Here is a 25,602-nt window from a genome sequence, read left to right on the forward strand (position 1 = left end):
GGTATTGGAGCACGATCCGTGCACCAGAGTACGCATCGCCCCATCCGGCTGGGCGATCGCTCCGGTGAGCTGGAGGCCCGCACCGGCGAATCTCGGTAACGCCCGATACCAGCCGATCGAGGCCGGCCCGGGCAGTTACGTGCTGGACAGATAGGGGGCGGACTGACGCCAGGCCGCGCGGCGCAGCAGGCGCAGGCCGTTGAGTCCGACGATCACGGTCGAACCCTCGTGTCCGGCAACGCCCAACGGCAGCGGCAGGGTCCCGAGCAGGTCCCACAGCACCAGCACCGCTATGAAGGTCGCTGCGATAACCAGGTTGGCGACGACCACCCGCCGGGCGCGGCGGGACAGAGCTATGACGGCGGGGATGGCGGTGAGGTCGTCGCGCACGACCACCGCATCGGCGGTCTGCAGGGTCAGGTCGGAACCCGCTCCGCCCATGGCGATTCCGCTGTCGGCGGCGGCGAGAGCGGGTGCGTCGTTGATGCCGTCGCCGACCACCGCAACCCGGTCACCGGCCGACTGCAGGGCCCGGACGACATCGACCTTCTGGTGCGGGAGCAGCTCGGCGCGGGCGTCGGTGAGCCCGACCTGCGCGGCGAGACGATGCGCGGCACGACTGTTGTCTCCCGTCAGCAGAATCGGGGCGGCCCCGGTCACACGCACCGTGAGATCGATCGCGGTGGCGGCCTCGGGGCGGAGCTGATCGGTGATCGCCAGTACTCCGATCGGGCGCCCATCACGGGCGACGACGACCGCGGTGAATCCCTTCTCCTGCAATCCGTCCACGGCCGTGCGGGCGGCCCGGTCCGCATCCGTCGCACCCTGCTCCGAGCTCGGGAGCAGCGCCACCGGAGAACCGACCGCGATCCGACGCTGTCCGATCCGGGCGCAGACACCGCGCCCGGGATCGGCGGCGAATCCTTCGACGGCCGGCAGCTGCTGCCCCGCGGCGCGGGACGCGCGCACGATGGCCGCCGCGAGCGGGTGCTCACTGTCGAGTTCGGCGGCCGCCGCCAGCCGCAGCACCTCCGACTCACTGAATTCCGGATCGACACTGCGGATTTCGTCGACGTGCGGGGCGCCGCGGGTCAGCGTCCCGGTCTTGTCGAAGGCGATCCGCGTGGTCGTACCCAGCCGCTCCATGACCACGGCCGACTTGACCAGCACGCCGTGCCGCCCGGCATTGGCGATGGCGGCCAGCAGTGGCGGCATGGTGGCCAGCACCACCGCGCACGGGGAGGCCACGATCATGAAGGTCATGGCGCGCAACAGGGCTCGCTGCAGCGGGTCGCCGAAGGCGAGTGGAATCGTGAACACCGCAAGGGTCACCGCGACCATGGCGAGGGAGTACCGCTGTTCCACCTTCTCGATGAACAGCTGCGTGCGCGCCTTGGTGTGCCCGGCCTGTTCGACGAGGGCGGCGATGCGCGCGACCACCGAGTCCTCGGCGCGGCGATCGACCCGGATCCGCAGGGCCCCGGTGCCGTTCAGGGTGCCGGCGAACACCTCGTCGCCGGCGGTCTTGTCCACGGGCAGCGGTTCGCCGGTGATGGTGGCCTGATCCACTTCGCTGCCGCCGTCGATCACGGTGGCGTCGGCGGCGATTCGCTCGCCGGGGCGGACCAGGACCACATCGCCGAGGTTCAGGTCGGCGGCGCGCACGGTCTCCTCACCGGCGTCGGTGAGCCTGGTCGCGGTCTCGGGCGCGAGGTCGAGCAGGCCGCGCACCGAATCCTCGGTCCGCGCGGTGGCCAGCGCCTCCAGTGCCCCGGAGGTCGCGAAGATGACGATCAGCAGGGCCCCGTCGGTGATCTGCCCGATGGCCGCCGCGCCAAGGGCCGCCACCACCATGAGCAGGTCGACGTCGAGGGTCTTCTCACGCAGCGCCTGGAGCCCGGCCCAGCCCGGCTCCCAGCCGCCCGCGGCGTAGCAGGCCAGGTACAGGCCCCACCACAGCCAGCCGGGCGCGCCGGCCAGCTGCGCGGCCAGCCCGAGCAGGAACAGCGCGAGGGCCACTGCGGCCCATCGCATCTCGGCCAGCTCGAACAAGCGGGTCCGGCGGACCGCCACTTCCGGCTGCGGGAATGCCTTTACCGGCGTCGCCACGACCACGACTCACCTCCATTGCTACCTCCGACCGACCGGACAATACCAGAACACATGAAGACATCTTCATGTGTATAAGGTTCCTCGAGGTACCCTCCTGTGTTATGGGACATGGCGTCGAGGGCCGCGATCGGCCGACGGCACGGCTGGACGCCGAGGCCGCCGCCCATGTCGCGACCACCCTGCAGGCGCTGGCCACCCCCAGCCGGCTACTGATCCTCAGCGAGCTGCGCCAAGGCCCGCTCGCGGTCACCGAACTGGCCTCGTCGATCGGCATGGAGCAGTCGGCGGTCTCGCATCAGCTGCGCCTGCTGCGCAATCTCGGGCTGGTCGTGGGCACCCGGACCGGCCGCAGCATCGTCTACAGCCTCTACGACAATCACGTCGCGCAACTGCTGGACGAGGCCATCTACCACAGCGAACACCTGCGCCTGGGGCTCACGGACCGCTCCACCACAGCCTGACCCGATCACAATCGGCGGACCTCGCACGACGGAAACCGCTGCGCGGCAGGGCAATCCAGCGGTCGGTACGAGGGCGCGCGGCCGCCGGCACACCCCCGGCTCGGCAGGCGATCAGTTGGGGGCGAGAGCCCCGGGGTGGTAGCTGACCGCGGGGTTCCACAGGAAGAAGCCGTTGTAGCCCGCCGCGTAGGTGGCGTCGATCTGCGCCCTCACCTCCGCATCGCCGTAGGCCACGCCGAGGCTGAAATCCTGGAGCCACGGGATGATCTGGGCGTTGGTGCCCGCGGTGCGGGCACGGAAGTCCTGCAGGGACCGGAAGACGATGTCGTAGGGCTGGGCGTTCGGGTTGGCGACGTCGTATTCGCCGGTGTGCCAATGGCTCGGGTAGAGCATCGGGGCCAGGAAGTCGGCGTAGCGGGCCATCGACGGGATGTCCTGGGCGATCTCGTCAGGGCGGGTGGCGGCGATGCCGAAGACGGCCGCGCTCAGCGAGGCGCCGGCATCGTGCACGGGTTCGCGGCAGTCGCGCAGGAAATTGGCGATGGAGTCCGACGGCGATTCGGCCAGGCCCGGGAACTGCATGCCGGTGAGGTTGCCGTCGGGGCGGCGAATGTAGTCGTACATGACGCCGTCGAAGCCGAGCCGGGCCGCCTCGACCGCGAGATCCCGGTTATAGGAACGGATTTCGGGACTGGCGAAGTTGGTGAAGGCGATCGCGCCGTAGCCGCTGGAGTACGGCTGGCCCGACGGGTTCTGGATCACCCAGTCGGGGTGGCCGTTGTGCCAGGCCCAGCCGGCCAGGGTGGGGTCGCGGAAGGCGACGATGCGGCCGACCACCTTGATGCCCATATCGTGGAGTTGCTTCAGCGCGCCGGGCGCGTCGTAAATCGTGGTGGCGGCGCCGGATTCGCGGGCGAGCGGCACCTGCGAGTCGTAGCCGACCATCCCGTCCTCGTCCTTGATATCGAGTTCGACGGTGTCGATGCGGCCCTCGCGTGCCATGTCCAGCACGGCATCGCGCATGGGGTCGTAGGCCCAGGCGTAGGCGGTGACGTGGACGGCCCGGATGCGCGGCAGGGCCACCTCCACTTTCAGCGGGATGGTGACGTGGTCGCCCGCGGCGCCGGTGGCCACGACAGTGGTGTCGAGCGGTGCGTGCGGCAGCTGGATCTCGAAGGATCCGTCCTTGGCCGGCTGGACGGACCGGTCGCCCACCGACACCTGCTTCGCGCCGATCGCCTTGCCGCGCACCGTCACCGGATCACGGTAGGAGGTCGCAGCGGCCGTCGGGGCCAGCTCCAGGCGGGGCGGCCGGGCGTCGGCGCCGGCGGCCGAGGGGCGGCTGCGGCCGAAGACGAACACCAGCGCGGCGAGCACCAGAATCACGACCGCGCCGATCGCGAGCAGGGTGGACCGCCGGCGGCGGATCGACCGGAGTCGCATGAGCAACGTACACACCAACTTCCGCTGACAGCTGTTGGCATCACTATCGCGCCTGCCCGCAGGTGTCGGCTGTTTTTCGCCGAGATCACCGCAAAACCGTTGTCGCCGCGTAGCGTTGCGGCGATGAAGGCGTCGACGACGCTGCGGATGATCGCGGCGGCGCTACTGTGCACGGCCGCCACCGCCTGCGGAGCAACCACCGCCACCGTGCCGCACCCCGCGGCCGTCACCACACCCCCACCGACCTGGAGGCCGCCGGATCCGGCCGCGGTGGCCGCCAATGAGCTGGGGCAGATCCCGATCCTCATGTACCACCGCATCGAGGCCGAGCCCGGTAGTGAATACGACCAGACGCCAACGAAATTCATCACCGAGCTGGACCGCCTCTACACCGACGGCTACCGGCCGATCACCATCGCCCAGTATCTGGCGGGCGCCATCGACCTACCCGCGGGCACCCACCCGGTGGTCCTCACCTTCGACGACTCCACCCGAACCCAGCTCACCCTCGGCGATTCCGGCGATCCCACCCCCGACTGCGCGGTCGGCCTGCTCGAGCAATTCCATTCCCGCCACCCGGATTTCGCCGCTACCGCCACCTTCTACGTCAACAACGAGCCGTTCGGCGACGACCCCCGCGCCCTGGCCTGGCTGGTCCGCCACGGCTACGACATCGGCGCCCACACCGCCACCCACCCCAACCTGGCGCACCTGTCCCCCACCGATGTTCAGCGCGAACTGGTCCAGAACGTGCGTGCCATCACGACCGCCGCGCCCGGCACCGTCATCCAATCCATGGCCCTCCCCCTGGGCGTCTACCCCGCAGATCACGCCCTCGCCACCTCCGGAGCCTGGGACGGCACCCCGTACACCTTCGACGCCGTCCTCCTCGTCGGCGCCAACCCCGCTCCCTCCCCGTTCGCCGCCGCCCTCGACCCGAGCGGCCTCCCTCGAATCCGGTCCGGCCGCACCGCAGTTCCCTTCGACTCCACCTACTGGCTCGACTGGTTCGCGGCGAACCCCAGCGCCCGTTACACCTCCGACGGGGACCCCGCCCATCAGTCCTTCCCCCGACCCCTCGCCGACCAGCTCTCCCCACGCTTCTCCGCCACCGCCCACACCTACTGATCCGCCCGCCGCGACGCGGCTGTTGAGCCCCGCCGCGACGCGGCTGTTGAGCCCCGCCGCGACGCGGCTGTTGAGCCCCGCCGCGACGCGGCTGTTGAGCCCCGCCGCGACGCGGCAGCGCTCAACAGCCCAGGCAGCCCGGGGGCACGATCTCGCACCACCACGGTTTCGGGGGTGGGATGGGCGCGTTGGGATCACCTGCGCCCGATACCAGCCAATCGCCTTGAACAGTGACCTCACGACCGTCGAGCGGGCGGGTGGCGGGGCCATTGGCGACGGAGCCGTCCAGGTTGAATTTGCTGCCGTGACAGGGGCAGTTGATGGTTCCGCCGGAGATGTCGTCGACAGCGCAGCCCAGGTGGGTGCAGATCACCGACAATCCGATGAAGTTCCCGGCATTCGGTTGTGTCACAACGGTATTGCCGACAATGACGCCGCCGCCCACCGGAACGTCGGCGGTACGGGCGAGAGCGTTGTCGGGAGCGCCCTCCTCGGTGACGGTGACCGGAGCGGGCTCGGTGGCCTCGGGTTGCTCGGCGGCCGGAGCGACCGGCGGCGCGGGGGCGGGGCCCGCGATCAGTTGGCCGTCTTGAACATTCACCTGCCGCCCGGCGAGACCGCGCGTCGCCGGACCGTGCAGCAGCGCCCCGTCCAGCGCGAATTGGCTGCCGTGGCAGGGACAGGTGATCACCCCGCCGGAGATCGAGTTCACCGCACAACCCTGATGCGGGCACACCGTCGAAAAGGCCAGAAAGGTACCGGTATTCGGCTGGGTGACGACGGTGTCGCCGAGAATCACGCCGCCGCCGACCGGGACGTCCGAGGTACCGGCGAGCACGGTGCCGTTCACCGGCGCCGGCCCCGATTCGGGAGCAGGCGCTTCCGTGGTCGGCGCGGCAGCGGCCGTGGTGGTCGGCATAGGGGCGGCGGACGTGGCCGGCGCGGCGGAGGTGGTGCCGGCCACGGGTGCCGCGGCGCGCTGACTCGTACAGGCGGCGGCCACCATCACCACCCCCGCCGCGACGATGACTTCCCGGCGTCCAACCTGATCGATACTCATCGCGACCTCGACTGCTCGGCAGGCTGATGATGGTGAAACGGTGCGGCATCTGATTCGGTTCGATGACCAAGGGATTCGGTTCGATGACGCGGCCGCCGGTCATGTGTCACGGTGGACACCGTGTTCGGCGAACGTGTGGCGAGAATACGGTGGCGGCCCGGCTCCGGCCGGCTGGTGACCATCATGGCGGTCTGTTTCGGACTCACCGTGGTGATCACGCGGCTTTATCTGATGGCTGCGGGCTATCCCAAGATCGGTGGCAGCACCTACCACATCGCGCATGCGCTCTTCGGCGGATTACTGCTGGTCATCGCCTGTCTGGTGATGTTCCTGTTTGCCGGGCGCGGGGCGCTGACCACCGCCGCGGCGCTCTCCGGGGTCGGGCTGGGCCTGTTCATCGACGAGGTCGGGAAGTTCATCACCTCGGACAACGACTATTTCTTTCCGCTCGCCGCACCCATCATCTACCTTGCCTTCCTGCTGATCGTGCTGGTCGCCCGCTATGCCGCGCGCAGCCGGGTGCGCCCGCCCGCCCTGGTGCTGGCCGAGGTCACCGAACAGGTCGGGATGGATGTGGGCGGCACGATCGATGTGGAACAGCGCAACGACCTGCTGAACAGCCTCGACCACATCGACCGCAGCGGTTTCACCCCCGACACCGTGGCCCTGTGCGACGCCCTCGGCACCTACCTGCGCACCACCCACGAGACCGCCCAGCCCTCCCGCTTCGCCCGGCTGCGACGGGCCTACCGGCGCGCCGAGGACGCGATCCTGCCGCAGCGGGTGCTGGCGGCCGTCCTCATCACCGTCCTGATCGGCCACGCCATCTGGACCCTGCTGCGGCTGGTGCTGGCCATCATCGTGCTGGCGGGCTGGCACTCCCCATGGGCCGCGCTCAACCACTTCCTCGACGTCACCCAGAACCACGGCTGGAAGGCCTTGGTGGGCTTGGGCATCGCCGCGGTCGCCGAACTGCTGGTCGGCGTCGGCTGCGCGGTGGCGGCCGCCGCGTGGATTCGCGGCCGCGCCGATATCGGTGTCCGGCTGGGCATCTGGTCCAACATCCTGTCGCTGACCGTGGTGAATGTGCTGGCCAGTTACTTCAGCCAATTCCTCACCGTGTTCACCGCCATAGCCGAAGCGCTACTGCTTTGGCTCCTCATCCGCTACCGCACGCGATACTGTTCGGTGTGAGCGCATTTCGGCACAGCCCTCCCCCTGCGAGGTCGAGAGGGCGGGTTCCGCGCAATGCCGAGTTGCTACTCTGCGTGGCCGCACTGGCCCTGATCGCCTTCGCCTACCTGGCCATGACCTCGGCCACCGGCAATGGCTTCGACGGCCAGAGTGTCCGCGCGCTCGGCGTATTCACGGTCTTCGTGCTGGTCACCCATCTGGCCGTGCGCCGCTGGGCGCCCGCTGCCGACCCGGTGCTACTGCCCTGCGTGGTACTGCTCAACGGCATCGGGCTGGTCCTCATCGACCGGCTGGACCGCGCCGAGGTGGTGAAGGCCAAGAACGCCGGCGAGCCGATACCGTCGTCGGACTCGGCGCATCAGCTGATCTGGACCGGCCTGGGCATGCTGCTGTTCGTGCTGGTGCTGGTCTTCGTGCCCGACCACACCAAACCGGCCCGCTACGGCTACACGTGCGGCCTGGCCGGTGTGGTCGCGCTGCTCATCCCCGCCCTGCTGCCCTCCCGCTTCAGCGAGGTCAACGGCGGCAAGAGCTGGATCCTGATCAGCGGGTTCTCGATTCAGCCCGGTGAGTTCGCCAAGGTGCTGCTGATCATCTTCGTGGCCGCCTTCCTGGTCGCCAACCGGGACCTGTTCACCACCGCCGGAAAACGCTTCCTCGGCATGACCTTCCCGCGCCTGCGGGATCTGGCCCCGCTGCTGCTGGTCACCTTCATCGCGGTGCTGGTGCTGGTGTACGAGAAGAACCTCGGCTTCTCGCTGCTGGTCTTCGGCACCGTGCTGGCCATGATGTACATCGCTACCGGGCGGGCCTCGTGGCTGCTCATCGGCCTGGCCATGTTCTCGGTCGGCGCGGTCATCGCCTATCAGCTGTACGGGCACGTTCGGGTCCGCGTCGAGGTGTGGCGGGACCCGTTCGCCACCTATTACACGACCGGGTACCAGATCTCGCAGGGCCTCTTCGGCATGGGCACCGGCGGGCTGGCCGGGACCGGGCTGGGTAGTGGGCGGCCGCAGGACGTGCCGTTCGCCGGAACCGACTTCATCATCTCCACCATCGGCGAGGAGCTCGGACTGATCGGCCTGGCCGCGGTGCTGGCGCTGTTCCTCATCCTGTGCATCCGTGGTTTCAGCGCAGCCCTCACCACCCGCGACGCCTTCGGCAAGCTGCTCGGCGGCGGGCTGGCGTTCTCGATCGGCTGGCAGCTGTTCGTGGTGGTCGGCGGTGTCACCAAACTGATTCCGCTGACGGGTCTCACCACCCCGTTCATGTCCTACGGCGGTTCGTCGCTGCTCGCCAACTACATCATCCTGGCGCTGCTCATCCGCATCTCCGCCGACGCCAGGTCGGCCCCGCCGCCACTCACCCGGCCCACGCCGACGGTGCCGCCGATCGCGGACGCCATGACCGAGCACGTCTCCCGCCGCCTGCTGCCGCGCCGACGCTGACCCGAATCGCGGTGCCGCCCGCCGCGAATGGGAGGAAGCTGGTTCGGTGACCTCTTCAAGCTCAGCGGGCCGGACCGCGCTCGACAATGTCCGTGTCTTCGATGGCCGTTCGCTCACCGAACCCACCACGATCGTCATCGACGGCGACCGCATCGGCGCCGACGACACCGGCGCCGAACGCCTCGACGTCGGCGGCGCGATCCTGCTGCCCGGCTTCATCGACGCTCACGTCCACATTCACGATGCGCAGACTCCCGGGCTGCTGGCCGCCCACGGGGTCACCACCGGGCTCGATATGTCCAGCCCCGCCGAGGTGGTGGCCGAGCTCCGGAATACCGTCGGCACCAGCGATATTCGCAGTGCGGGCATGGCCATCGTCGGCCCCGAGAGCATGCACGGCAAGTTCCTCGGCGAACCCGCCATCATCCGCGGCGCCGACCACGCCGAATCCGCTGTCTCCCAGCGCCATTCCGCCGGCTCCGACTACATCAAGCTGGTGCTGGAGGCCCCCGGCGACAACGGTCCCGACGCGGCCACGGCCAAAGCCGTTGTGGCCGTGGCCCATGCCCGTGACCTGCTGGTCATCGCCCACGCCGCCACCCCCGGGGCGTACGCCATGGCCCTCGACGCGGGGGCCGACATCGTCACCCACGTCCCCGTGGGCGTCGCCCTGCCGCAGTCCGATATCGCCCGCCTGGCCGCCGAGGGCAAGGTCGTCGTCCCGACCCTGACCATGATGGAGGGCATGGCCGCCGCCCGCGGCATCCCCGGAGCCTTCGCCGCCGCCCTGGCCAATGTCGGTGCGCTGCGCGCCGCGGGCATCCCGATCCTGGCGGGTACCGACGCCAACTCCTCCCCCGGCGTGCCGGTGAACCCGGCGTTCGGCGCGAGCCTGCACCACGAGCTGGAGCTGCTGGTCAGCGCGGGCCTGTCGCCCGTCGAGGCCCTCGATGCGGCAACCGCCCTGCCCGCGAAGCACTTCGGCCTGACCGATCGCGGCGTCATCGCCCCGGGTCTGCGCGCCGATCTGGTTCTGCTCGATGCCGATCCGCTCGCCGATATCACCGCCACGACGCAGATCCGCGGCGTCTGGTCTGCGGGAATCCCCGTCCCCCGGTAACTTTCATGATCGGGGAGCTCCGGCTGCGGTCAACCGCGCAAACCCGCATTCGGAGTTCCCCGATCCGGCCCGCGCTACGGCAGAGCGCGGGCGAGGGCGCGAACGGCGCGCAGCCGGCCGTCGGCGAGCGCCCGGGTCAGGTTCTCGATCTTCTCCCGGAAGTTCGGGACGAAGGCCTGCAGCCCAACGGGATTCGGCGGGGCGGCCAGCACCACCCGCATGATCGTGGCCGCCTCGTCGGTGAGGTCGTCCCAGTGGTCGAGGGCGAAGCCGGATCGCTCCAGGGCGACGCGCAGGTGGTCCGGGGTCACCAGGTGGCTCTGCTCGGAGCGGTCGGCCCACGGGAGGGGGAAGTCGGGGCGGGCGCCGGCAGCGGTGGTGATGTCCCAGATGGCCAGCAGGCCATCAGGATTCAGCAGCCGCCGCGCTTCCCGATACAGCGCGTCCTTGTCGGCGATGTTCATCTGCACGTGCTGGCTGAACACCACGTCGAAGTCGCCGGCGGCGAAGGGCAGCGCGGTGACGTCACCCTGCCGCACGGAGATCCGGTCGTCCAGCCCGACCAGACGATTGAGCCAGCGCGACGTCTCGCAGTAGTCCTCGGTCAGATCCACCGCGGTGACCCGGCATCCGTAGGTTTCCGCGACATACCGTGCGGTGCCGCCGATTCCACTGCCGGCATCGAGCACCCGGGACGCCGGGGTGAGACCGGCCAGTTCCGCCAGCGCGCCGGTGGCGATCCGGCCCATGGTGTGGAAGTCCTCGACCAGCGCGAGGTCGGCGAGCCGCAGCCGATCGAGGTCGTGCCCGGCCGCGAGCAGGGCTTTTTCGATATCGGTCCGGGAGTTGCCGGAGGAGTATGGGGTATCCATGGAAATGTCGTTCATATCAGCACTTTTCATTCGCAGGCCGGGTGGCGGACCAAGAAGTTTCCACTGGTCACATTTACGAGTATGCGAGCCGGTGTGACCGTCGTCAACATCTCTGCCGAATGTGCAATCCTGACGTTATGAGCCCAGCCGCCCCCGACCGCCGCACCACCTATCACCACGGCGCCCTGCGCGCGGCCCTCGTCGACGCCGGTCTCGCACTGGCCGAGGACGGCGGACCCGACCGAGTGGTCCTGCGCGAGGTCGCCCGCACCGCCGGGGTGTCGCATTCGGCCGCCTACCGGCACTTCGCCGATCGCGAGGCCCTGCTCACCGAGGTATCCCGTCGCGCCCGCGCCGCACTCGCCGCCGAGATGCGCCGGCGCATCGGCCGCACCGACGACCCGCGCGGCCGCCTGCACGCGGTCGGCACGGCCTACATCGATTTCGCGCTCACCCACACCGGCCTGTTCCGCACCGCCTTCGGCGCGCACCCACCCGCCGCATCCGATGCCGCGGACGACCCGGCCGACGACCCGCACCGCATCCTCGGCCAGGTCCTCGACGAGACACAGGCCGCTGGACTCCTCGACCCGAAGCTGCGGCCCGGCGCGGACATCGCCGCCTGGTCGGCGGTCCACGGCCTGGCCGCCCTGCTGCTGGACGGGTCACTTCCGACCACCCGCGCGGACATCGATTTCGCGGTCGAGCAGGTGCTCGGCCTGGTCAACCGCGGCCTGCTCGACCACCCCACGGCCGACCGGCCGAAATCTCGGCGCAGGTAGTCTCGGATTCCGTGACAGCGGTATTCGCACAGGAGTCCGGGGAACAGTCGGAGCGCATCGAGGCCCGGCGCGGGGTCTTCCACTGGTGCGCCGACGGTCTCACCGACGCGCTCTACCCGGTGATCGGGGCGGCCACCGTGCCCGTGCTCATGGCCGCGCCCCTGGTCGCGGTGTGCTCGGCGTGGGCGATCCGGCGTCGGCCGCGGGCCTGACGCGGACCCCGGTACGCGATGACCCATCATGAGGGCGTGAATCGGATCCGGGAATGGTTGCGGCCCTCGCACTGGGGGTTGCGGATTCGGTCGGCCGTCGCGGCCGCGCTGACCGTGGGCGCGGTCCTGCTGCTGGCGGCGGGAGCCATGCTCGGACTGCTGAATCGGTCGCTGCTGCGGGAGATCGATACGGCGGCGGGCACGCGGGCCGACGCCATCGCCAGTGAGCTGACCCGGAATTCGGTGGCGGAGCTGCCGGATTCGCTGTTCGAGGCGACCGGGCAGATCGGGGTGGTGCAGGTCATCGACGCGCAGGGGCGGATCGCGCGGGAGTCGAACGCGAAGCTGTCGACTCCGCTGCTGAACCCGGGGACCGTGGGCGCGAGAGAGTTCGCGCGCCGGCCGGTCTCCGCGTACGACGAAGATCTACGGGTGTCGGCCCGCACCCTGTCGACACCGGACGGCCGGTACCTCGTGCTGGTCGCAGGCGACAGCGAATCCGCCGAGCACGCGGTGAAACGGGTCGCGGTACTGGTCGCGGTGGGCGGGCCCATGGTCGTCGCGGCGGCCGCGCTGGCCACCTATCTGCTGGTGGGGCGGTCACTGCGATCGGTCGAGGAGATCCGCAGCCGGGTGGCGGGCATCGGCGCGGCCGGACTGTCGGAGCGGGTGCCGGTGCCGGTGGCGCGCGACGAGATCGCCCGGCTGGCCGAGACCATGAACGACATGCTCGCCCGCATCGAGGCCGGGCACGCGGCCCAGCGGCGCTTCGTCGGCGACGCCTCACACGAACTGCGCAGCCCGCTCGCCGCGGTCACGGCCGCCCTCGAGCTCGCCCGCGACCGGCCCGAGGTGCTGGACGCCGAATTGATCGGCGGCACACTGCTGCCCGAGACCGAGCGCATGCGGCACCTCATCGAGGATCTGCTGACCCTGGCCGCCGCTGACGAGAGCGGGCTCGAGATGCGCACCGGCGATGTGGATCTCGACGATCTGGCCGGGGAGCAGGCCGCGGCCCTGCGGGCGCGGGGCCGTCTGACCGTGCGCACGGCGATCGAGCCGGTGCGGATCCGTGGCGATCAGCCGAAACTGGCTCGGGCACTGCGCAATATCGTCGACAATGCCGCCGCGCACGCCCGCACCACGGTGGCAGTGACGGTCCGACGCGACGGCGACACCGCCCGGGTACTGGTGGACGACGACGGTCCCGGCATCCCCGTCGCCGACCGCGAGCGCGTCTTCGGCCGCTTCGTGCGGCTGGAGGCCGACCGCGCCCGCGCCACCGGCGGCTCCGGGCTCGGCTTGGCCATCGTCGCGGAAATCGTGGCCGCGCACGGCGGTTCGGTCACGATCGGTGAATCACCGTGGGGCGGGGCCCGATTCGTCATCGAGCTGCCCGTCGCCGGACCAGTCGGGGTCGACCATCCGGTAGCCGACGCCCCGTAGCGTCTCGATACTGGTGCTGCCGAACGGCGCATCGATCTTCTTGCGCAGGTAGCCGATGTACACCTCGACCACGTTCTCCGGACCGTCGTAGTGGGCGTCCCACACATTGCGCAGGATCTCGGTCTTGGTCAGCGCCAATCCCTTGTGCCGCAACAGGAATTCCAGCAGGCCGAATTCGCGCCGGGTAAGCGTCAGCGCGGTCTCGCCGCGCCGCGCCGTGCGTCGCGCCGGGTCCAGCACGAGATCGCCCGCCGTCAGCAGCACCGGCTGCTGCGGTGCGCGCCGGCGCAGCAGCGCGCGCAGCCGGGCGATGAGCACCACGAAGGAGAAGGGCTTGGTCAGGTAGTCGTCCGCGCCGAGATCCAGCGCGTCGGCCTGCTCGTAGTCGCCGTCCTTGGCGGTCAGCATGAGCACCGGTGTGGTGACGTCCCGGGCGCGCAGCCGGCGCAGCACCTCGTAGCCGCTCAGTCCCGGCAGCATGATGTCCAGCACGATCACATCGAAGCTGTCCTCGACCGCCGCCCACAGCCCGTCGGTCCCGGTGTGGGCGAGCTGCACCACGAACCCCTCCAGCTCGAGCCCGCGCTGCACCGTCCGCGCCAGCCGCTCCTCGTCCTCGACCACCAGCACCCGCACGGGCACCAGCATGCCCGATGATCCGGCCGTGGGCGGCCCGGCCCCGCCCGGCCGGGCTCTCAACGTTCTCTCAGCGATGCCATGGCAACCTCGTTGGCATGCTGTCCTCACCCCCTGCGCAGAAGGAAGCCTCCACCACGAAACGGCCCACCGGATTCCCCGACCGCAGCCTCACCGGCGTGATGATCGCCCTGACGCTGGCTGCCGTGATCGTCGTCCTGACCTGCGTGGTGGTCTGGTACAACGGCCCGGCCGGACCGGATTCCTCCTGGTTGCAGTGGTTCATCGACCAGCGCACCGCCACCTGGACCAGCCTCGCGAAGGCGGTCAGCGTGGCCGGGGACACCACCTCGGTGGCGATCTACTCGATCCTGGCGTGCGTGCTGTTGGCGTGGCGGAAGTTCTGGGACCAGGCGGTGCTCGTCGCCGTCGCGGCGGCCGGTGCGGGAGCACTGGTCTTCTTCGGCAAACTTCTCATCGCCCGCGATCGGCCCCCGGTGATCGACCATCTGGTCACCGAGACCAATCACTCCTACCCGTCCGGCCACGCCCTCGGGTCGACCGTCGTGGCCGGCATACTGGTCGCGGTTCTCCTGCCCGTGCCGGCCCGCAGGGTCACCCGCATCCTCGTGATCGCCGTCGCCGCCCTGTTCGCCGTGGCGGTCGGCCTGTCCCGCCTCTACCTGGGCGTGCACTGGCCCACCGACGTCCTGGCCGGTTGGCTCATCGGTGCGTGGTGGCTCTCGATCTGTCTGACCCTGCGCCCGTACACCCGTCTGGTGACCGACCGCCTGCCCGGCTCGTTGCGCTGAGCCGGGCCGGCGGCGGCGCCGCGGAGGCAGGGCTCAGCGCAGCGTGACCGTGGTGGGCAGGCTAGCGAAGCCGCGGTTGTTGGAGGCGTGGATGCGCTGCAGCCCCGCCGGGTCGACCTCGAAATCGGTTACCCGCGAGGCGATTTCCTGCAGCGCCGTGCGCAGTTCCAGCAACGCCAGGTTGGAGCCGAGGCAGTGGTGGCGGCCGCTGCCGAAGACCAGGGAGGCGGAGGTGTCGCGGTCCAGGTCGAAGGTGTCCGGATCGGCGAAGACCTCCGGGTCACGGTTGGCGGCGCCGGTGAGGAGCAGGATGCGAGCGTCGGCGGGAATCGACACGCCGTGTAGTTCGACCGGTTCGGTGGTGGTGCGCAGCTGGGTCTGGGTGGCCGGATCCCAGCGCATGGCCTCGCCGATCCAGTCGTCGATGCGGCCGTCGAGGGCCCGGCGGCGCTGGTCGGGGTGCAGCCAGGCAGCGTGCCAGGCATTGCCGAAGGTGAGCATGCTGGTCTCGATGCCGGCGCCGACCAGCAGGATCAGGACGCCGACGATCTCCTCGGGGGTGAGCCGGTCATCGCCGTCGGCGGCATCGAGCAAACCCGAGAGCAGATCCTCCTGCCGGGACTTGCTGCGCTCGATGGTGAGCTCGGTGTAGTAGCCCACCAGCGCGCCGATGGCCTGCATGGCCTCCGGCCGCAGATCGGTGGACTCCTCCTCGGTGTACATGATCTCCATGCCGAGCTTGCGCAGCATCTCCCGATCGTTCTCGGGCACGCCGACCAGTTCGGAGATCACCTCGGTCGGGAAGGGCCCGGCGAATTCGGCCATGAGGTCGAAGCTGCCGCGCTCCAGCAGCGGTTCCAGCAGGCCGATCGCTATCTCGCGCAGCCGCGGCTGCAGCGACTGCACCCGGTGCGCGGTGAACGCGCGCGTCACCAGGCCACGCAGCCGGGTGTGCTTGGGCGGGTCCATGGCGACGAACGAGAAGAACTGTTCGGCCTGCGGTCCCCAGAAGGCCGGTTCCATGCGCAGGCCGTTCACGCTGGAGAAACGGTCCGAATCGCGGAGTGCGGCGAGGACGTCGGCGTGGCGCGAGAAGGCCCAGAAATCGTCGGTGTCGTTCCGGTAGACCGGGGCCTCGCTGCGCAACCTGGCATAGTAAGGGTACGGATCGGCATGGACATCGAAATCGAACGGGCTATAGCGCAACTGCATGACGAACCTTCCGGCAAGGCTGCGGGCGCACGGTCTGCTGGTTTCCGAAGGTACAGAGCCGCTACCGATCCGCAACTGGAGCTGACAGATTCAGACAGTAGCCGAAAAGGATTGTGAGCGTTTTGAACTCGGAATCAGCGGCGGACCGCGTCGACACCACGAAACCGCATCCGGCGCGCCGGTACGACTACTGGCTGGGTGGCAAAGACAACTTTCCCGCCGATCGCGAGTCCGCCGACGCGGTATCGGAGGCGTTCCCGACGGTGCAGCTGTCCGCTGTGGAGAACCGCAACTTCCTGCGCCGCGCGGTCGCCTATCTGACCGGCGAGGCGGGCGTCCGCCAGTTCCTCGACATCGGCACCGGCCTGCCCACCGCCGGGAACGTACACGAGATCGCGCAGGGTATCGCCCCCGAGTCCCGCATCGTCTACGTCGACAACGATCCCATCGTGCTGGTGCACGCCCGCGATCTGCTCAACAGCTCCACCGAAGGCCGGACCGCGTATCTGGACGCCGACCTCCGCGACCCGCAGCACATCCTGACCCATCCCGACCTGCTCGCCACCATCGATCTGAGCAAGCCGGTCGCGCTCATGGTGGTCGCGGTCGCGCACTTCATGACCGACGAGCTACGGCCCTACGAACTCGTCCGGCAGCTCACCGACGCCCTGGCCCCCGGCAGCTACCTGGTCATGTCGCACGCCACCAACGACTACCTCGACGAGCACGACCTGGCCCGCTCCGCGGAGGCCAATGCCCGCAGCGGCGTGCCGTTCCAATTGCGTTCCAGCGCCGAATTCGCCAAGTTCTTCGACGGATTCACCCTGACCCCACCGGGCATCACCGCGGTCACCCTCTGGCGACCCGAGGAGTACCGGCCACATCCGCGTCCCGAGGCGGTGGCCATGCTGGGCGCGGTGGGCCGCATTCCCTGATCCGGCGACCCGCCCGATCGGCGAGCACGCTGACGAAGGGGCCCAGCGGGCCGGCGATGACCGGCCTGGGACGGGACGCCCGCAGGGCCTGCTCGGAATAGCGGCCGGTGCTGGTGTGCCAGTGCAGATTTCCGGCCATGTGATCCCGCAGCCGGTCGACATGGCCGAGCAGCGCCGCACGCACCTCGCCGGGCAGCTCGTGATCGGCGAAGAATTCGGGAAGCCGTTCGCGTGCAACGAGTTCGAACTGCGTCAACCGTTCATTGGCGAGATCGACGACGATATCGGCGGCACGCTCGCGGGAACAGCCCAGGAACGACTGGGTGAGATACACGAGATTGTGGATCTCCTCATCGTATTCGATCTCCTTCTGATACGAATAGAGATCGTTGACGAGGGCCGCGTAGTCGTGGGCCGAATTCTGCAGCTGCCGAACAATACTGGAGTCCGATATTTCCGAAATCCGTGGATCAGCCGCAATTTCGGGCGAACACAGCGCGTCCAGTGCGCAGAACAGTGGCCCGCCCGAGGTGAGACGTCGCTGCTCCAGATAGTCGACGGGATCGGGTAGCCGGTGCCGAATCTCGTTCTCCAGCACGCACTCCCAGCCCTCGAACAACTCGATCAGAGCCATCCGCAGGCGCTCCCGGCCCGCCTCGTCACAGCCGGCCGCGGTATCGCGCCACAGCGCGGCCAGGCCGTGCTCGAGGGCGGTGAGCGGTGCGGGCGGGCTGTCCGAGAGCTGAAGTGGCAAGCGCCGCAACTGGTCTCGGCCTGATACCGGTTCGACCCGGAACACCCGGGTGGCCAGGTCGTCGGCGTAGGTGCCCCAGGTGCACCAGCGGGTGCGCAGTATCAGCGCGGCCGCGTCGGCCCCGGGGTCGAGCATGGCCATCAGCCCCGCGAAATCGGCGGCGGCCACGGTCTCGGCAGTCCAGCCGAGCCGCGGATCCAGCAGTCCGACGGCTGCGGCCCACGTCGGCCCGTCCGCGCGAGCCAGCGCCACCTGCGGATTCATCGACACCGGATATGGCATCACCAGCCCGCGCACCGGCAACGGCCCGGGCATTCGCGGCGGCGGAACGTGCTGCTCGAGCTGGATTCTCAACCCCGGCGCGAGCCGGGCGGCCGCGCTGCCCAGTCCGGTCGGACCGCGGTCGACTCCGCTGTTCATGTAGCGGCTCGACCGCAGATGCCACTCGTGCCCGCCGGACTGCCAGTCCTGCAGGGCCCCGGTGTACCGCGCGACGGCCAGCTGTTCGGCGGGGGTGGCCGCGTGTTCCACGAACAGCTGCGGCACCTCGACCGACGCGGTGTTCTCGAACTGTTTCAGCCGCGAGGTCAGCATGTCATTGGTCAGCTCCGCGGCCGCCTGCGTGGGCAAGTCCAGGAACCGTTCCAGCACCAGCACCATATTGGCGTTCTCGCCCTCGACCCGGACCTCGCGCTCGTAGGAGAACAGGTCGTTGCGCAGATGCACTGCGTCGGAGAAGGTTTCGCACAGCACCCGCAGCGGCCGCTCGGCGGCGAAACGGCCGGGTACCTCGGCGCCGCAGGCGAACTCCACCAGATTGGCCGACCAGGGCGCGCCGCCCACCCGGCGGCGCATCTCGATGTACTCGACCGGGTTGGCCACCCGGTCGCGGGCGATATTGTCCAGTTCCCAGAGGGATTCGACCATGAGGTTGTGGGTGGAGCGGCGCATGCGCTGCCGCCAGCCCGGGGACATGACCGGAACGGTCCGGGCCCAGCAGTCGGCCAGTCCCGCCTCCGACGGCGTCTCGGGTTCCGGTGCCGGACAGCCGGGTTCGGCCATGAACAGCTCCAGACGCGCGAGGTAGCGGGTGGCCTCGGCCCGGTTGCCGGTGTACTTGTACTCGGCCAGGAACCAGTCGTCGAAGTAGAAGACCCAGATGTACCACTCGGTGAGCAGCGCCAAAGCCTCGGCGTCGCAATCGGGATGGGTGTACGCGCACAGCAGCGCGTAGTCCATGCGGTCCAATCTCTCGGCGTCCCAGATGGGTTTGCCGTCGACTCCGAGCTCGCCGAGCATGCCCATGCGCAGCGCCCACGCGGTGGAGTGCACGCGGGCGTACCCGTGATGGGGATTGAGCCGGGCGGGGTGCGGCGTGTAGAAATCGGGCAGAGTGAAGGGGTTCAATTCAGGGCCCTCTCGCTGGGGGCTGTGCGCTCCGGTCGCCGGGGGCGACGTGCCGGTATTGCGCTGCTGTTTGCGATATGTCGAACGAACCGCGTCAGAACTCTCACTGCAACAACGTGATCAGCGTCACAACCATGGTAGAGGCCCGGCGCCGTCTCGCCAACACCTCGCGATCTTCTCCGACCGACCGGTACCTCCCGAACCGGCCGGCCTGCCACCGGCCGAGATAGCCTGGGCGCTGCGCCACCCGCACCCGCCACCCCACCAGGAGGATCGTCCATGCCGAATCCCGCCGCCGACCGTGCCCCGATCCTGCAGCGACTGGGCGGCCGCGGCCGGGTGCGCGTGATCGTCGCCGGCGGCGGCACGGGCGGCCACACCTATCCGGCGGTGGCGGCCGTGCGGGCGCTGCGGGATCTGGCGGCCGAGACCGGGGCCGCGGCCGAGGTGCTGTGGGTGGGAGTGCCCGACAGCCTGGAGCAGCGGGTCGCGGCCGAGAACGACATCGACTTCACCGGCATCAAGGCCGGCAAGCTACGACGCGACCGCAATCCGCTCAAAATGCTGAACAAGGACAATGCGCGGGATGCCCTGCGCGTGCCGATCAGCGTCCTCACCGCCCAGGGCGTGGTGCGCCGGTTCCGGCCGGACGCGGTGCTGTGCACCGGCGGCTACGTGTGCGCCCCGATCGGCATGGCCGCCGCGCTGCGCCGGCGGCCGCTGGTGATCCACGAGCAGACCACCGGTATCGGCAAGGCCAACCTGCTGCTGGCCCGGATGGCGGACCGCATCGCGCTCAGCTCCGAGGCGTCGATCGCCATGCTGCCCGCGCGCGTCCGGGACCGGGCCGTGGTCACCGGCAACCCGATTCGCCCGACCCTGACGACCGGCGATCCGGCCGCGGCGGTCAAGGCCCTCGACTGGGACGGCTACACCCCCGGCCTGCCGACGGTCTACATCACCGGCGGCGCGCAGGGCGCGGTGCAGATCAACGATCTGATCGGGCAGCTGCTGCCCGAACTCCTCCACTCCGCCAATGTGATTCACCAGTGCGGACGGCTCTCCTTCGAGCAGGTTCGCGACCACGCCGCCACCCTCCCGGAGGACGTGCGCGGCCGGTATCTGGTGCGGGAGTTCGTCGGCCCCGAACTGTCCGATGTGCTGGCGCTCACCGACGTGGTCGTATCCCGTTCCGGCGCAGGAACTCTCGCCGAGCTCACTACGCTGGGCAAGCCCTCGGTGCTGATTCCGTACCCGCATTCGGTCGGCGGCGAGCAGATCCGCAATGCCCGAATCCTGGCCGACCACAATGCCGCTCGCGCTCTCGTCGGTGACGATGCCACCGCCGCGAACCTCCACACGGCCCTCACCGAACTGCTGACCGATGCCGAGACCCGCGCCGCCGTCTCGGCCTCCGCCCGCGCCCTCGGCCACCCGGAGGCCGCCACGGACCTCGCCCTCACCGTCCTGGATCTGGCCACCCGCTGAGCGCGAACCACGAAAAGCCGTACGCCGCCACGCGATTTATTCCACATGCCGCTCTCGGTCGATAGTGGGTATGGTCGGAAGTGTCAGCAAGCCCTCGGCTACTCGGGGGATTGCTACCCGAGAGATTGGAGATGCCATGCAAATCCAGGTCTTCGCCGACAAGCAGATCGGCGGCGGCGCGATCGCCCACGAAGCAACGGACACCATCGCTTCGATTCTGGATCGATTCGCTGATCACCTCACCCGGGTCGAAGCCCACATCACCGATGTGAACGGGCACAAGGGTGGTTCCGAAGACAAGAAGTGCACCCTCGAGGCGCGGCCCAAGGGCCAGCCACCGGTGGCGACCACCCACCACGCGGCCACCGCCGAGGACGCCTACACCGGAGCCGCCGACAGCATGGCTCACCTGCTCGACAGCAAGTTCGGGCGGCTACATCACGCCAAGGGTGGCGAATCGATCCGCCACCTGGTGTCGGACCGAGAGCCGACCGGCTGACGAATTCCCGGGGGCAGGCCCCTGAAACCCCAGCGCGGGTACACATTACGGGAGGAGCCCGAGGCGGCGTGCGCGCACGACCGCCTCGTGGCGGTTGTGTGCGCCGAGTTTGGTCATGGCGCTGCGCAGATAGCTCTTGACCGTCTCCGGGCGCACCGAAAGTCGCTGCGCCGCTTCTTGATTCGTGCATCCCAACGCGACGTGGGCGAGGACGTCCAGTTCCCGGGGCGCGAGGCTCACCGCGTCGTCCGGGGCCGCGACGCCCGACACCAGGCGGGCGAGCTTCTCGGTCACCTCCCGCAGGCGCAGGCGGGCCGAGGCCTCCGAGACCATCTGGGTGATGCCGCGCAATTCCGCGTGCAGATCCCGGAGTTGTTCGGTGACAACGGCATTGGCTTCGGCGATGAAGGCATGGGCGCTCGTCGTGGACTCCCGCGCGAAGGACAGGCGCAGCCGCCGATCCACTTCGTCGCGAATGGCCAGTTCGGTCGCGAGCCGGCGCCCGGCCTGCACCATCTCGTCGGCGATGCGGTCGCCGATCACCCCCGAGTCCCGATTGGCCACGTACAGCACCGCCCGCGCCTCGCCCTTCACCACCACCGGCACCGCCACCACCGCGCGCAGGCCCTCGCCGAGCACCGGGGCGTCGTAGTGGTGGGTGATGGTCGCGGCCGAGCGATAGTCGGACACCGAGCGCGGCTTGCCCGTCGCCACCGCCGAGCCGCCCAGCCCGGAGCTGGGCGCGACGGCCAGACCGCGCATGCCGTTGGTGCGGGTGCCGACGAACTCGCTGAGCACCAGCACGCCCGCATGCACCTCGCCGCCGAAGACGACCGGCAGCTTGCTGGCGGAGGCCAGAGTGCGCAGCTCAGCGCGCAGAGCATCACCGTCGCTGGGGCGCAGGAGCCCGTCCGTGGCCGAAGTCATCGGTCAGCCCCTTTCGGGGGTAGTCGAGGGTGAGTGTGACGTAGATCCTACTGGTGTGAGCGAGAGCACGAGCTACACCTTCGGAGTCTGGGACGCTCCCCTGCTGGGCGACACCATCGGCGCCAACCTGAACCGGACCGCGGCCGCGCATCCGGACCGCGAGGCCCTCATCGACTACACCACCGGTATCCGCTGGACCTACCGCGAATTCAACGCCGAGGTCGACGCGCTGGCGCTGGGCCTGCTGGCGGCCGGCATCCGTAAGGGCGACCGGGTGGGCATCTGGGCGCCGAACTGCCCGCAGTGGACGCTGATCCAGTACGCGACCGCCAAGGTCGGCGCGATCCTGGTCAATATCAATCCGGCGTATCGGGCGCACGAACTGCGCTATGTGCTGCGCCAGGCCGGGATCCGGATGCTGGTCGCGGCGCCGTCGTTCAAGACCTCCGACTACGCGGCCATGATCACCGCGGCGCGACCGGAGTGCCCGGAGCTCGAGCAGGTGGTGCTGCTGGACAGCCTCGAATGGCGGGACCTGTTCACCAGCGGCCGGGCCGCGAATCCGGATCTACTGGCCGCGGCGCAGTCGGCGCTGTCCACCGACGATCCGATCAATATCCAATACACGTCCGGCACAACGGGTTTCCCCAAGGGCGCGACCCTCAGCCACCACAATATCCTCAACAACGGCTATTTCGTGGGTGAGCTGTGCGGCTACACCGAGCAGGACCGGATCTGCATTCCGGTGCCGTTCTATCACTGCTTCGGCATGGTCATGGGGAATCTGGCCGCCACCACGCACGGCGCGGCCATGATCATCCCGGCCCCGGCCTTCGACCCGCGCGCCACCCTGGAAGCCGTTGCGGCCGAACGCTGTACCTCCCTGTACGGGGTGCCGACCATGTTCATCGCCGAACTGGCCGATCCGGAGTTCGACACCTACGACCTGTCCTCGCTGCGCACCGGCATCATGGCGGGATCGCCGTGCCCGGTGGAGGTGATGAAGCAGGTCATCGAGCGCATGGGCATGCGCGAGGTGAGCATCTGCTACGGCATGACGGAAACCAGCCCGGTCTCCACCCAGACCCGCCGCGACGATTCGCTGGTGCAGCGCACCGCCACCGTCGGCCGGGCCGGGCCGCACATCGAGGTGAAGATCGTGGACCCGGCGACCGGGGTGACCGTGCCACGCGGCGCGGCCGGTGAACTGTGCACCCGCGGCTACTCGGTGATGCTCGGCTACTGGGGCGAACCGGAGAAGACCGCCGAGGCCATCGATGCCGCGCGCTGGATGCACACCGGCGACCTGGCCACCATGGACGACGAGGGCTACGTGGCCATCACCGGCCGCATCAAGGACATGGTGATCCGCGGCGGCGAGAACATCTACCCGCGCGAGATCGAGGAATTCCTCTACACCCATCCCGACATCGTCGACGCCCAGGTGATCGGCGTGCCCGACGTCAAGTACGGCGAGGAACTGATGGCGTGGATCCGGATGCGCCCGGACGCAACGCCTTTGACCGCCGAGAGTCTGCGCGAGTACTGCACCGGCAAGCTCGCCCACTACAAGATCCCCCGCTATGTGCACGTCGTCGAGGAGTTCCCGATGACCGTGACCGGCAAGATCCGCAAGGTCGAGATGCGCGAGATCGGCGCGCGACTGCTCGGCCTGACCGAGGAGAACGCATGACGAACACCGAGACCTACCGTGCCGCCCGCGACGGACTGCTAGCCGTGTCGACGGACTACGACGCGGCTCTGCGCGAGTTCGAATGGCCACGGCTGACCGGCGAATTCAACTGGGCCACCGACTGGTTCGACGTCATCGCCCGCGGCAACGACCGGCCCGCGCTGTGGATCGTCGAGGAGGACGGCTCCGAACAGCGGATCAGCTTCGCCGAGATGGCCGAGCGCTCGGACCGGGTGGCCACCTGGCTGGCCGGGCTGGGCGTCGGCAAGGGCGACCGCGTCGTGCTCATGCTCGGCAATCAGGCCGAGCTGTGGGAGGCCATGCTGGCGGTGGCCAAGCTGGGCGCGGTCATCATGCCCACCACCGGGGCGCTGGGTCCCGCCGATCTGCGCGACCGGATCGAGCGCGGCGGAGCGCGTTTCGTCATCGCCAATCACGGCGACACCGGCAAGTTCGACGAGGTGCCGGGCGACTACACGCGAATCGTCGTGGGCGAGCCGGAATCTCTGGAAGGCGCTGACGGCTGGCACGACTACGCCGAGGCGGCGTCCGTCGAATCGGCCGGGCCGTTCCGCGCTGTCACCGAGGTGACCGATCCGCTGCTGGTGTACTTCACCTCCGGCACCACCAGCAAGCCGAAGATGGTGCAGCATTCCCAGATCAGCTATCCGGTCGGTCATCTGAGCACCATGTACTGGATCGGCGTCCGGCCCGGCGACGTGCACCTGGCCATCAGTGCGCCCGGCTGGGCCAAGCACGCCTGGAGCTGCTTCTTCACGCCGTGGCTGGCCGAGGCGACCGTATTCGTCTACAACTATGCGCGTTTCGACGCCGCGGCCCTGCTGGCGCAGCTGCGCCGGGTCGGGGTGAACACGTTCTGCGCGCCACCCACGGTGTGGCGCATGCTGATCCAGGCCGATCTGGGCGAGCGTCCGGCCGGGCTGCGCGAAATCCTCGGCGCGGGTGAGCCCTTGAACCCCGATGTCATCGCGCAGGTCGAGAAGGCGTGGGGCCTGGTCATCCGCGACGGCTTCGGCCAGACGGAAACCACCCTGCAGGTGGGCAATACGCCTGGGCAGCCGCTCAAGCCCGGCTCCATGGGGCGGCCCGCGCCGGGCGTGCCGGTGGTGCTGGTGGATCCGATCACCGGGCAGCGCGCCGAGGAGGGCGAGATCTGCCTGGATCTGGCTGCGGCGCCGGTCAATCTGATGACCGGCTACCTCGGTGATCCGGAGCGCAATGCCGCGGTCATGGACGGCGGCTACTATCACACCGGCGATGTGGCCATGCGGGACGCGGACGGGTACATCACCTATATCGGCCGCACCGATGACGTTTTCAAGTCCTCCGACTACAAGGTGTCTCCCTTCGAGCTGGAGAGCGTGCTCATCGAGCATCCGGCCGTCGTGGAGGCGGCCGTGGTGCCGCAGCCGGATGACACGCGGCTCGCGGTGCCCAAGGCGTATGTGGCACTGGCGGCAGGATGGGAGCCGAACCGTGAAACCGCCCGTGCCATCCTGGAATACGCCCGCGATCACCTGGCCCCCTACCTGCGTGTCCGCCGGCTGGAGTTCACTGAGCTACCGAAGACGATTTCCGGCAAGATCCGCCGGGTCGACCTGCGCCATCGCGAGGAGCTGGCGCACGCGGCCGGCGAGACCATCTCCACCGAGTACCGCTACGAGGAAGTTCTGAGCGACACCGCCCGCTGAAACCGCACCGCCCCATGCCCCTACGACAGATCGGAGCTCCCATGCCCCACACCGTGGAATCCGCGACCGCCTACGTCATCGCCGCCCTGGAGGCCAAGGGGACGGCGACCCGTGAGGACTTCAATATCCCCGGGATCGTCAGCACGACCCACAGCATCACGCAGACATGGGATTTCCGGGCGGTCGACCGCCGCCGGTTCTGGGGCATAGCGGCAACCTTCCTGCGCGCCTGACCCGCAGAAGAACAGG

General features: G+C 69.3%; 23 protein-coding genes. 15 read left to right on the forward strand and 8 right to left on the reverse strand.

Going from position 1 to position 25,602, the window contains the following annotated elements; all coding sequences use genetic code 11:
• Positions 1-135: 135 nt before the first annotated feature.
• Positions 136-2,109: a heavy metal translocating P-type ATPase gene (locus ABZ909_RS15360; protein ID WP_356999363.1), complete on the reverse strand. Its 1,974-nt coding sequence runs from the start codon at positions 2,107-2,109 to the stop codon at positions 136-138.
• Between the two features lie 104 nt (positions 2,110-2,213).
• Between ABZ909_RS15360 and ABZ909_RS15365 the strand changes: the two genes are divergently transcribed.
• Positions 2,214-2,573, forward strand: coding sequence for a metalloregulator ArsR/SmtB family transcription factor (locus ABZ909_RS15365; protein WP_356999365.1), 360 nt, complete (start codon positions 2,214-2,216; stop codon positions 2,571-2,573).
• Positions 2,574-2,684: 111 nt separating this feature from the next.
• On the opposite strand, the gene ABZ909_RS15370 is transcribed toward ABZ909_RS15365, so the two are convergent.
• Positions 2,685-4,016, reverse strand: coding sequence for a putative glycoside hydrolase (locus ABZ909_RS15370; RefSeq protein ID WP_356999367.1), 1,332 nt, complete (start codon positions 4,014-4,016; stop codon positions 2,685-2,687).
• A 123-nt stretch (positions 4,017-4,139) separates the two neighbouring features.
• Between ABZ909_RS15370 and ABZ909_RS15375 the strand changes: the two genes are divergently transcribed.
• Positions 4,140-5,144, forward strand: a complete 1,005-nt coding sequence (locus ABZ909_RS15375) for a polysaccharide deacetylase family protein (RefSeq protein ID WP_356999369.1) — start codon at positions 4,140-4,142, stop codon at positions 5,142-5,144.
• Positions 5,145-5,265: 121 nt separating this feature from the next.
• Here the strand turns inward: ABZ909_RS15375 and ABZ909_RS15380 are convergent, their stop codons facing one another.
• The gene (locus ABZ909_RS15380; protein ID WP_356999372.1) at positions 5,266-6,204 is read right to left on the reverse strand and encodes a Rieske (2Fe-2S) protein; all 939 of its coding nucleotides are present in this window, start codon (positions 6,202-6,204) and stop codon (positions 5,266-5,268) included.
• Positions 6,205-6,324: 120 nt separating this feature from the next.
• On the opposite strand from ABZ909_RS15380, the gene ABZ909_RS15385 reads away from it, so the two are divergent.
• From ABZ909_RS15385 to ABZ909_RS15395, 3 genes are read left to right on the forward strand one after another with little or no spacing between them, the layout of a single operon-like run.
• Positions 6,325-7,398, forward strand: a complete 1,074-nt coding sequence (locus tag ABZ909_RS15385) for a hypothetical protein (protein ID WP_356999374.1) — start codon at positions 6,325-6,327, stop codon at positions 7,396-7,398.
• Positions 7,395-8,846, forward strand: coding sequence for an FtsW/RodA/SpoVE family cell cycle protein (locus ABZ909_RS15390; RefSeq protein ID WP_356999376.1), 1,452 nt, complete (start codon positions 7,395-7,397; stop codon positions 8,844-8,846). The genes ABZ909_RS15385 and ABZ909_RS15390 overlap by 4 nt, the downstream gene beginning before the upstream one ends.
• 46 nt (positions 8,847-8,892) lie before the next feature.
• Complete coding sequence (locus ABZ909_RS15395) at positions 8,893-9,966, forward strand: amidohydrolase family protein (protein WP_356999379.1); 1,074 nt, start codon at positions 8,893-8,895, stop codon at positions 9,964-9,966.
• 74 nt (positions 9,967-10,040) lie between these two features.
• On the opposite strand, the gene ABZ909_RS15400 is transcribed toward ABZ909_RS15395, so the two are convergent.
• Complete coding sequence (locus ABZ909_RS15400; protein ID WP_356999382.1) at positions 10,041-10,853, reverse strand: methyltransferase domain-containing protein; 813 nt, start codon at positions 10,851-10,853, stop codon at positions 10,041-10,043.
• A gap of 122 nt (positions 10,854-10,975) precedes the next feature.
• Between ABZ909_RS15400 and ABZ909_RS15405 the strand changes: the two genes are divergently transcribed.
• From ABZ909_RS15405 to ABZ909_RS15415, 3 genes are read left to right on the forward strand one after another with little or no spacing between them, the layout of a single operon-like run.
• Positions 10,976-11,620, forward strand: a complete 645-nt coding sequence (locus tag ABZ909_RS15405) for a TetR/AcrR family transcriptional regulator (RefSeq protein WP_356999384.1) — start codon at positions 10,976-10,978, stop codon at positions 11,618-11,620.
• An 11-nt stretch (positions 11,621-11,631) separates the two neighbouring features.
• On the forward strand, positions 11,632-11,832 hold the full coding sequence (locus ABZ909_RS15410; RefSeq protein ID WP_356999387.1) for a hypothetical protein: 201 nt from the start codon (positions 11,632-11,634) through the stop codon (positions 11,830-11,832).
• A 36-nt stretch (positions 11,833-11,868) separates the two neighbouring features.
• Positions 11,869-13,278: an ATP-binding protein gene (locus tag ABZ909_RS15415; RefSeq protein WP_356999390.1), complete on the forward strand. Its 1,410-nt coding sequence runs from the start codon at positions 11,869-11,871 to the stop codon at positions 13,276-13,278.
• Here ABZ909_RS15415 and ABZ909_RS15420 read toward each other — a convergent pair.
• Positions 13,192-13,914 carry a response regulator transcription factor gene (locus ABZ909_RS15420; protein WP_356999955.1) on the reverse strand — a complete coding sequence of 241 codons (723 nt, stop codon included), beginning with the start codon at positions 13,912-13,914 and terminating at the stop codon, positions 13,192-13,194. The genes ABZ909_RS15415 and ABZ909_RS15420 overlap by 87 nt on opposite strands.
• 98 nt (positions 13,915-14,012) lie before the next feature.
• Between ABZ909_RS15420 and ABZ909_RS15425 the strand changes: the two genes are divergently transcribed.
• Entirely contained in the window at positions 14,013-14,726 is a 714-nt protein-coding gene (locus ABZ909_RS15425) for a phosphatase PAP2 family protein (protein WP_356999392.1), read from the forward strand.
• A gap of 33 nt (positions 14,727-14,759) precedes the next feature.
• On the opposite strand, the gene ABZ909_RS15430 is transcribed toward ABZ909_RS15425, so the two are convergent.
• Positions 14,760-15,938, reverse strand: coding sequence for a cytochrome P450 (locus ABZ909_RS15430; protein ID WP_356999395.1), 1,179 nt, complete (start codon positions 15,936-15,938; stop codon positions 14,760-14,762).
• A 113-nt stretch (positions 15,939-16,051) separates the two neighbouring features.
• On the opposite strand from ABZ909_RS15430, the gene ABZ909_RS15435 reads away from it, so the two are divergent.
• Entirely contained in the window at positions 16,052-16,873 is an 822-nt protein-coding gene (locus ABZ909_RS15435; RefSeq protein ID WP_356999398.1) for an SAM-dependent methyltransferase, read from the forward strand.
• Here ABZ909_RS15435 and ABZ909_RS15440 read toward each other — a convergent pair.
• Positions 16,788-19,034: a germacradienol/geosmin synthase gene (locus ABZ909_RS15440; protein ID WP_356999400.1), complete on the reverse strand. Its 2,247-nt coding sequence runs from the start codon at positions 19,032-19,034 to the stop codon at positions 16,788-16,790. The two genes, ABZ909_RS15435 and ABZ909_RS15440, sit on opposite strands and share 86 nt — an antisense overlap.
• 279 nt (positions 19,035-19,313) lie before the next feature.
• On the opposite strand from ABZ909_RS15440, the gene ABZ909_RS15445 reads away from it, so the two are divergent.
• Together ABZ909_RS15445 and ABZ909_RS15450 are read left to right on the forward strand one after the other, a co-directional pair.
• Positions 19,314-20,522 carry a UDP-N-acetylglucosamine--N-acetylmuramyl-(pentapeptide) pyrophosphoryl-undecaprenol N-acetylglucosamine transferase gene (locus tag ABZ909_RS15445; RefSeq protein ID WP_356999403.1) on the forward strand — a complete coding sequence of 403 codons (1,209 nt, stop codon included), beginning with the start codon at positions 19,314-19,316 and terminating at the stop codon, positions 20,520-20,522.
• A gap of 136 nt (positions 20,523-20,658) precedes the next feature.
• Entirely contained in the window at positions 20,659-21,021 is a 363-nt protein-coding gene (locus tag ABZ909_RS15450) for a ribosomal subunit interface protein (RefSeq protein ID WP_356999405.1), read from the forward strand.
• 45 nt (positions 21,022-21,066) lie between these two features.
• Here the strand turns inward: ABZ909_RS15450 and ABZ909_RS15455 are convergent, their stop codons facing one another.
• Positions 21,067-21,948: a LuxR C-terminal-related transcriptional regulator gene (locus ABZ909_RS15455; RefSeq protein WP_356999408.1), complete on the reverse strand. Its 882-nt coding sequence runs from the start codon at positions 21,946-21,948 to the stop codon at positions 21,067-21,069.
• A gap of 55 nt (positions 21,949-22,003) precedes the next feature.
• Here ABZ909_RS15455 and ABZ909_RS15460 point away from each other — a divergent pair, with 55 nt between their 5' ends.
• From ABZ909_RS15460 to ABZ909_RS15470, 3 genes are read left to right on the forward strand one after another with little or no spacing between them, the layout of a single operon-like run.
• Positions 22,004-23,641, forward strand: a complete 1,638-nt coding sequence (locus ABZ909_RS15460; protein WP_356999410.1) for an AMP-binding protein — start codon at positions 22,004-22,006, stop codon at positions 23,639-23,641.
• Entirely contained in the window at positions 23,638-25,353 is a 1,716-nt protein-coding gene (locus tag ABZ909_RS15465; RefSeq protein ID WP_356999412.1) for an AMP-binding protein, read from the forward strand. Before ABZ909_RS15460 ends, ABZ909_RS15465 begins: the two co-directional genes overlap by 4 nt.
• Before the next feature lie 41 nt (positions 25,354-25,394).
• Positions 25,395-25,586 (forward strand): hypothetical protein, encoded by a 192-nt coding sequence (locus tag ABZ909_RS15470; protein ID WP_356999415.1) that lies wholly within the window; start codon positions 25,395-25,397, stop codon positions 25,584-25,586.
• Positions 25,587-25,602 lie beyond the last annotated feature (16 nt).

Origin of the sequence: Nocardia sp. NPDC046763 (genome assembly GCF_040645495.1) — a bacterium.
Lineage (GTDB): Bacteria > Actinomycetota > Actinomycetes > Mycobacteriales > Mycobacteriaceae > Nocardia.

Coding starts and splice junctions, on each gene's coding strand:
- ABZ909_RS15430 (WP_356999395.1), bottom strand. CDS start 15,938: ATGCAGTTGCGCTATAGCCCGTTCGATTTCGATGTCCATGCCGATCCG.
- ABZ909_RS15450 (WP_356999405.1), top strand. CDS start 20,659: ATGCAAATCCAGGTCTTCGCCGACAAGCAGATCGGCGGCGGCGCGATC.
- ABZ909_RS15455 (WP_356999408.1), bottom strand. CDS start 21,948: ATGACTTCGGCCACGGACGGGCTCCTGCGCCCCAGCGACGGTGATGCT.
- ABZ909_RS15400 (WP_356999382.1), bottom strand. CDS start 10,853: ATGAACGACATTTCCATGGATACCCCATACTCCTCCGGCAACTCCCGG.
- ABZ909_RS15470 (WP_356999415.1), top strand. CDS start 25,395: ATGCCCCACACCGTGGAATCCGCGACCGCCTACGTCATCGCCGCCCTG.
- ABZ909_RS15465 (WP_356999412.1), top strand. CDS start 23,638: ATGACGAACACCGAGACCTACCGTGCCGCCCGCGACGGACTGCTAGCC.
- ABZ909_RS15365 (WP_356999365.1), top strand. CDS start 2,214: ATGGGACATGGCGTCGAGGGCCGCGATCGGCCGACGGCACGGCTGGAC.
- ABZ909_RS15445 (WP_356999403.1), top strand. CDS start 19,314: ATGCCGAATCCCGCCGCCGACCGTGCCCCGATCCTGCAGCGACTGGGC.
- ABZ909_RS15370 (WP_356999367.1), bottom strand. CDS start 4,016: ATGCGACTCCGGTCGATCCGCCGCCGGCGGTCCACCCTGCTCGCGATC.
- ABZ909_RS15380 (WP_356999372.1), bottom strand. CDS start 6,204: ATGAGTATCGATCAGGTTGGACGCCGGGAAGTCATCGTCGCGGCGGGG.
- ABZ909_RS15375 (WP_356999369.1), top strand. CDS start 4,140: ATGAAGGCGTCGACGACGCTGCGGATGATCGCGGCGGCGCTACTGTGC.
- ABZ909_RS15405 (WP_356999384.1), top strand. CDS start 10,976: ATGAGCCCAGCCGCCCCCGACCGCCGCACCACCTATCACCACGGCGCC.
- ABZ909_RS15425 (WP_356999392.1), top strand. CDS start 14,013: ATGCTGTCCTCACCCCCTGCGCAGAAGGAAGCCTCCACCACGAAACGG.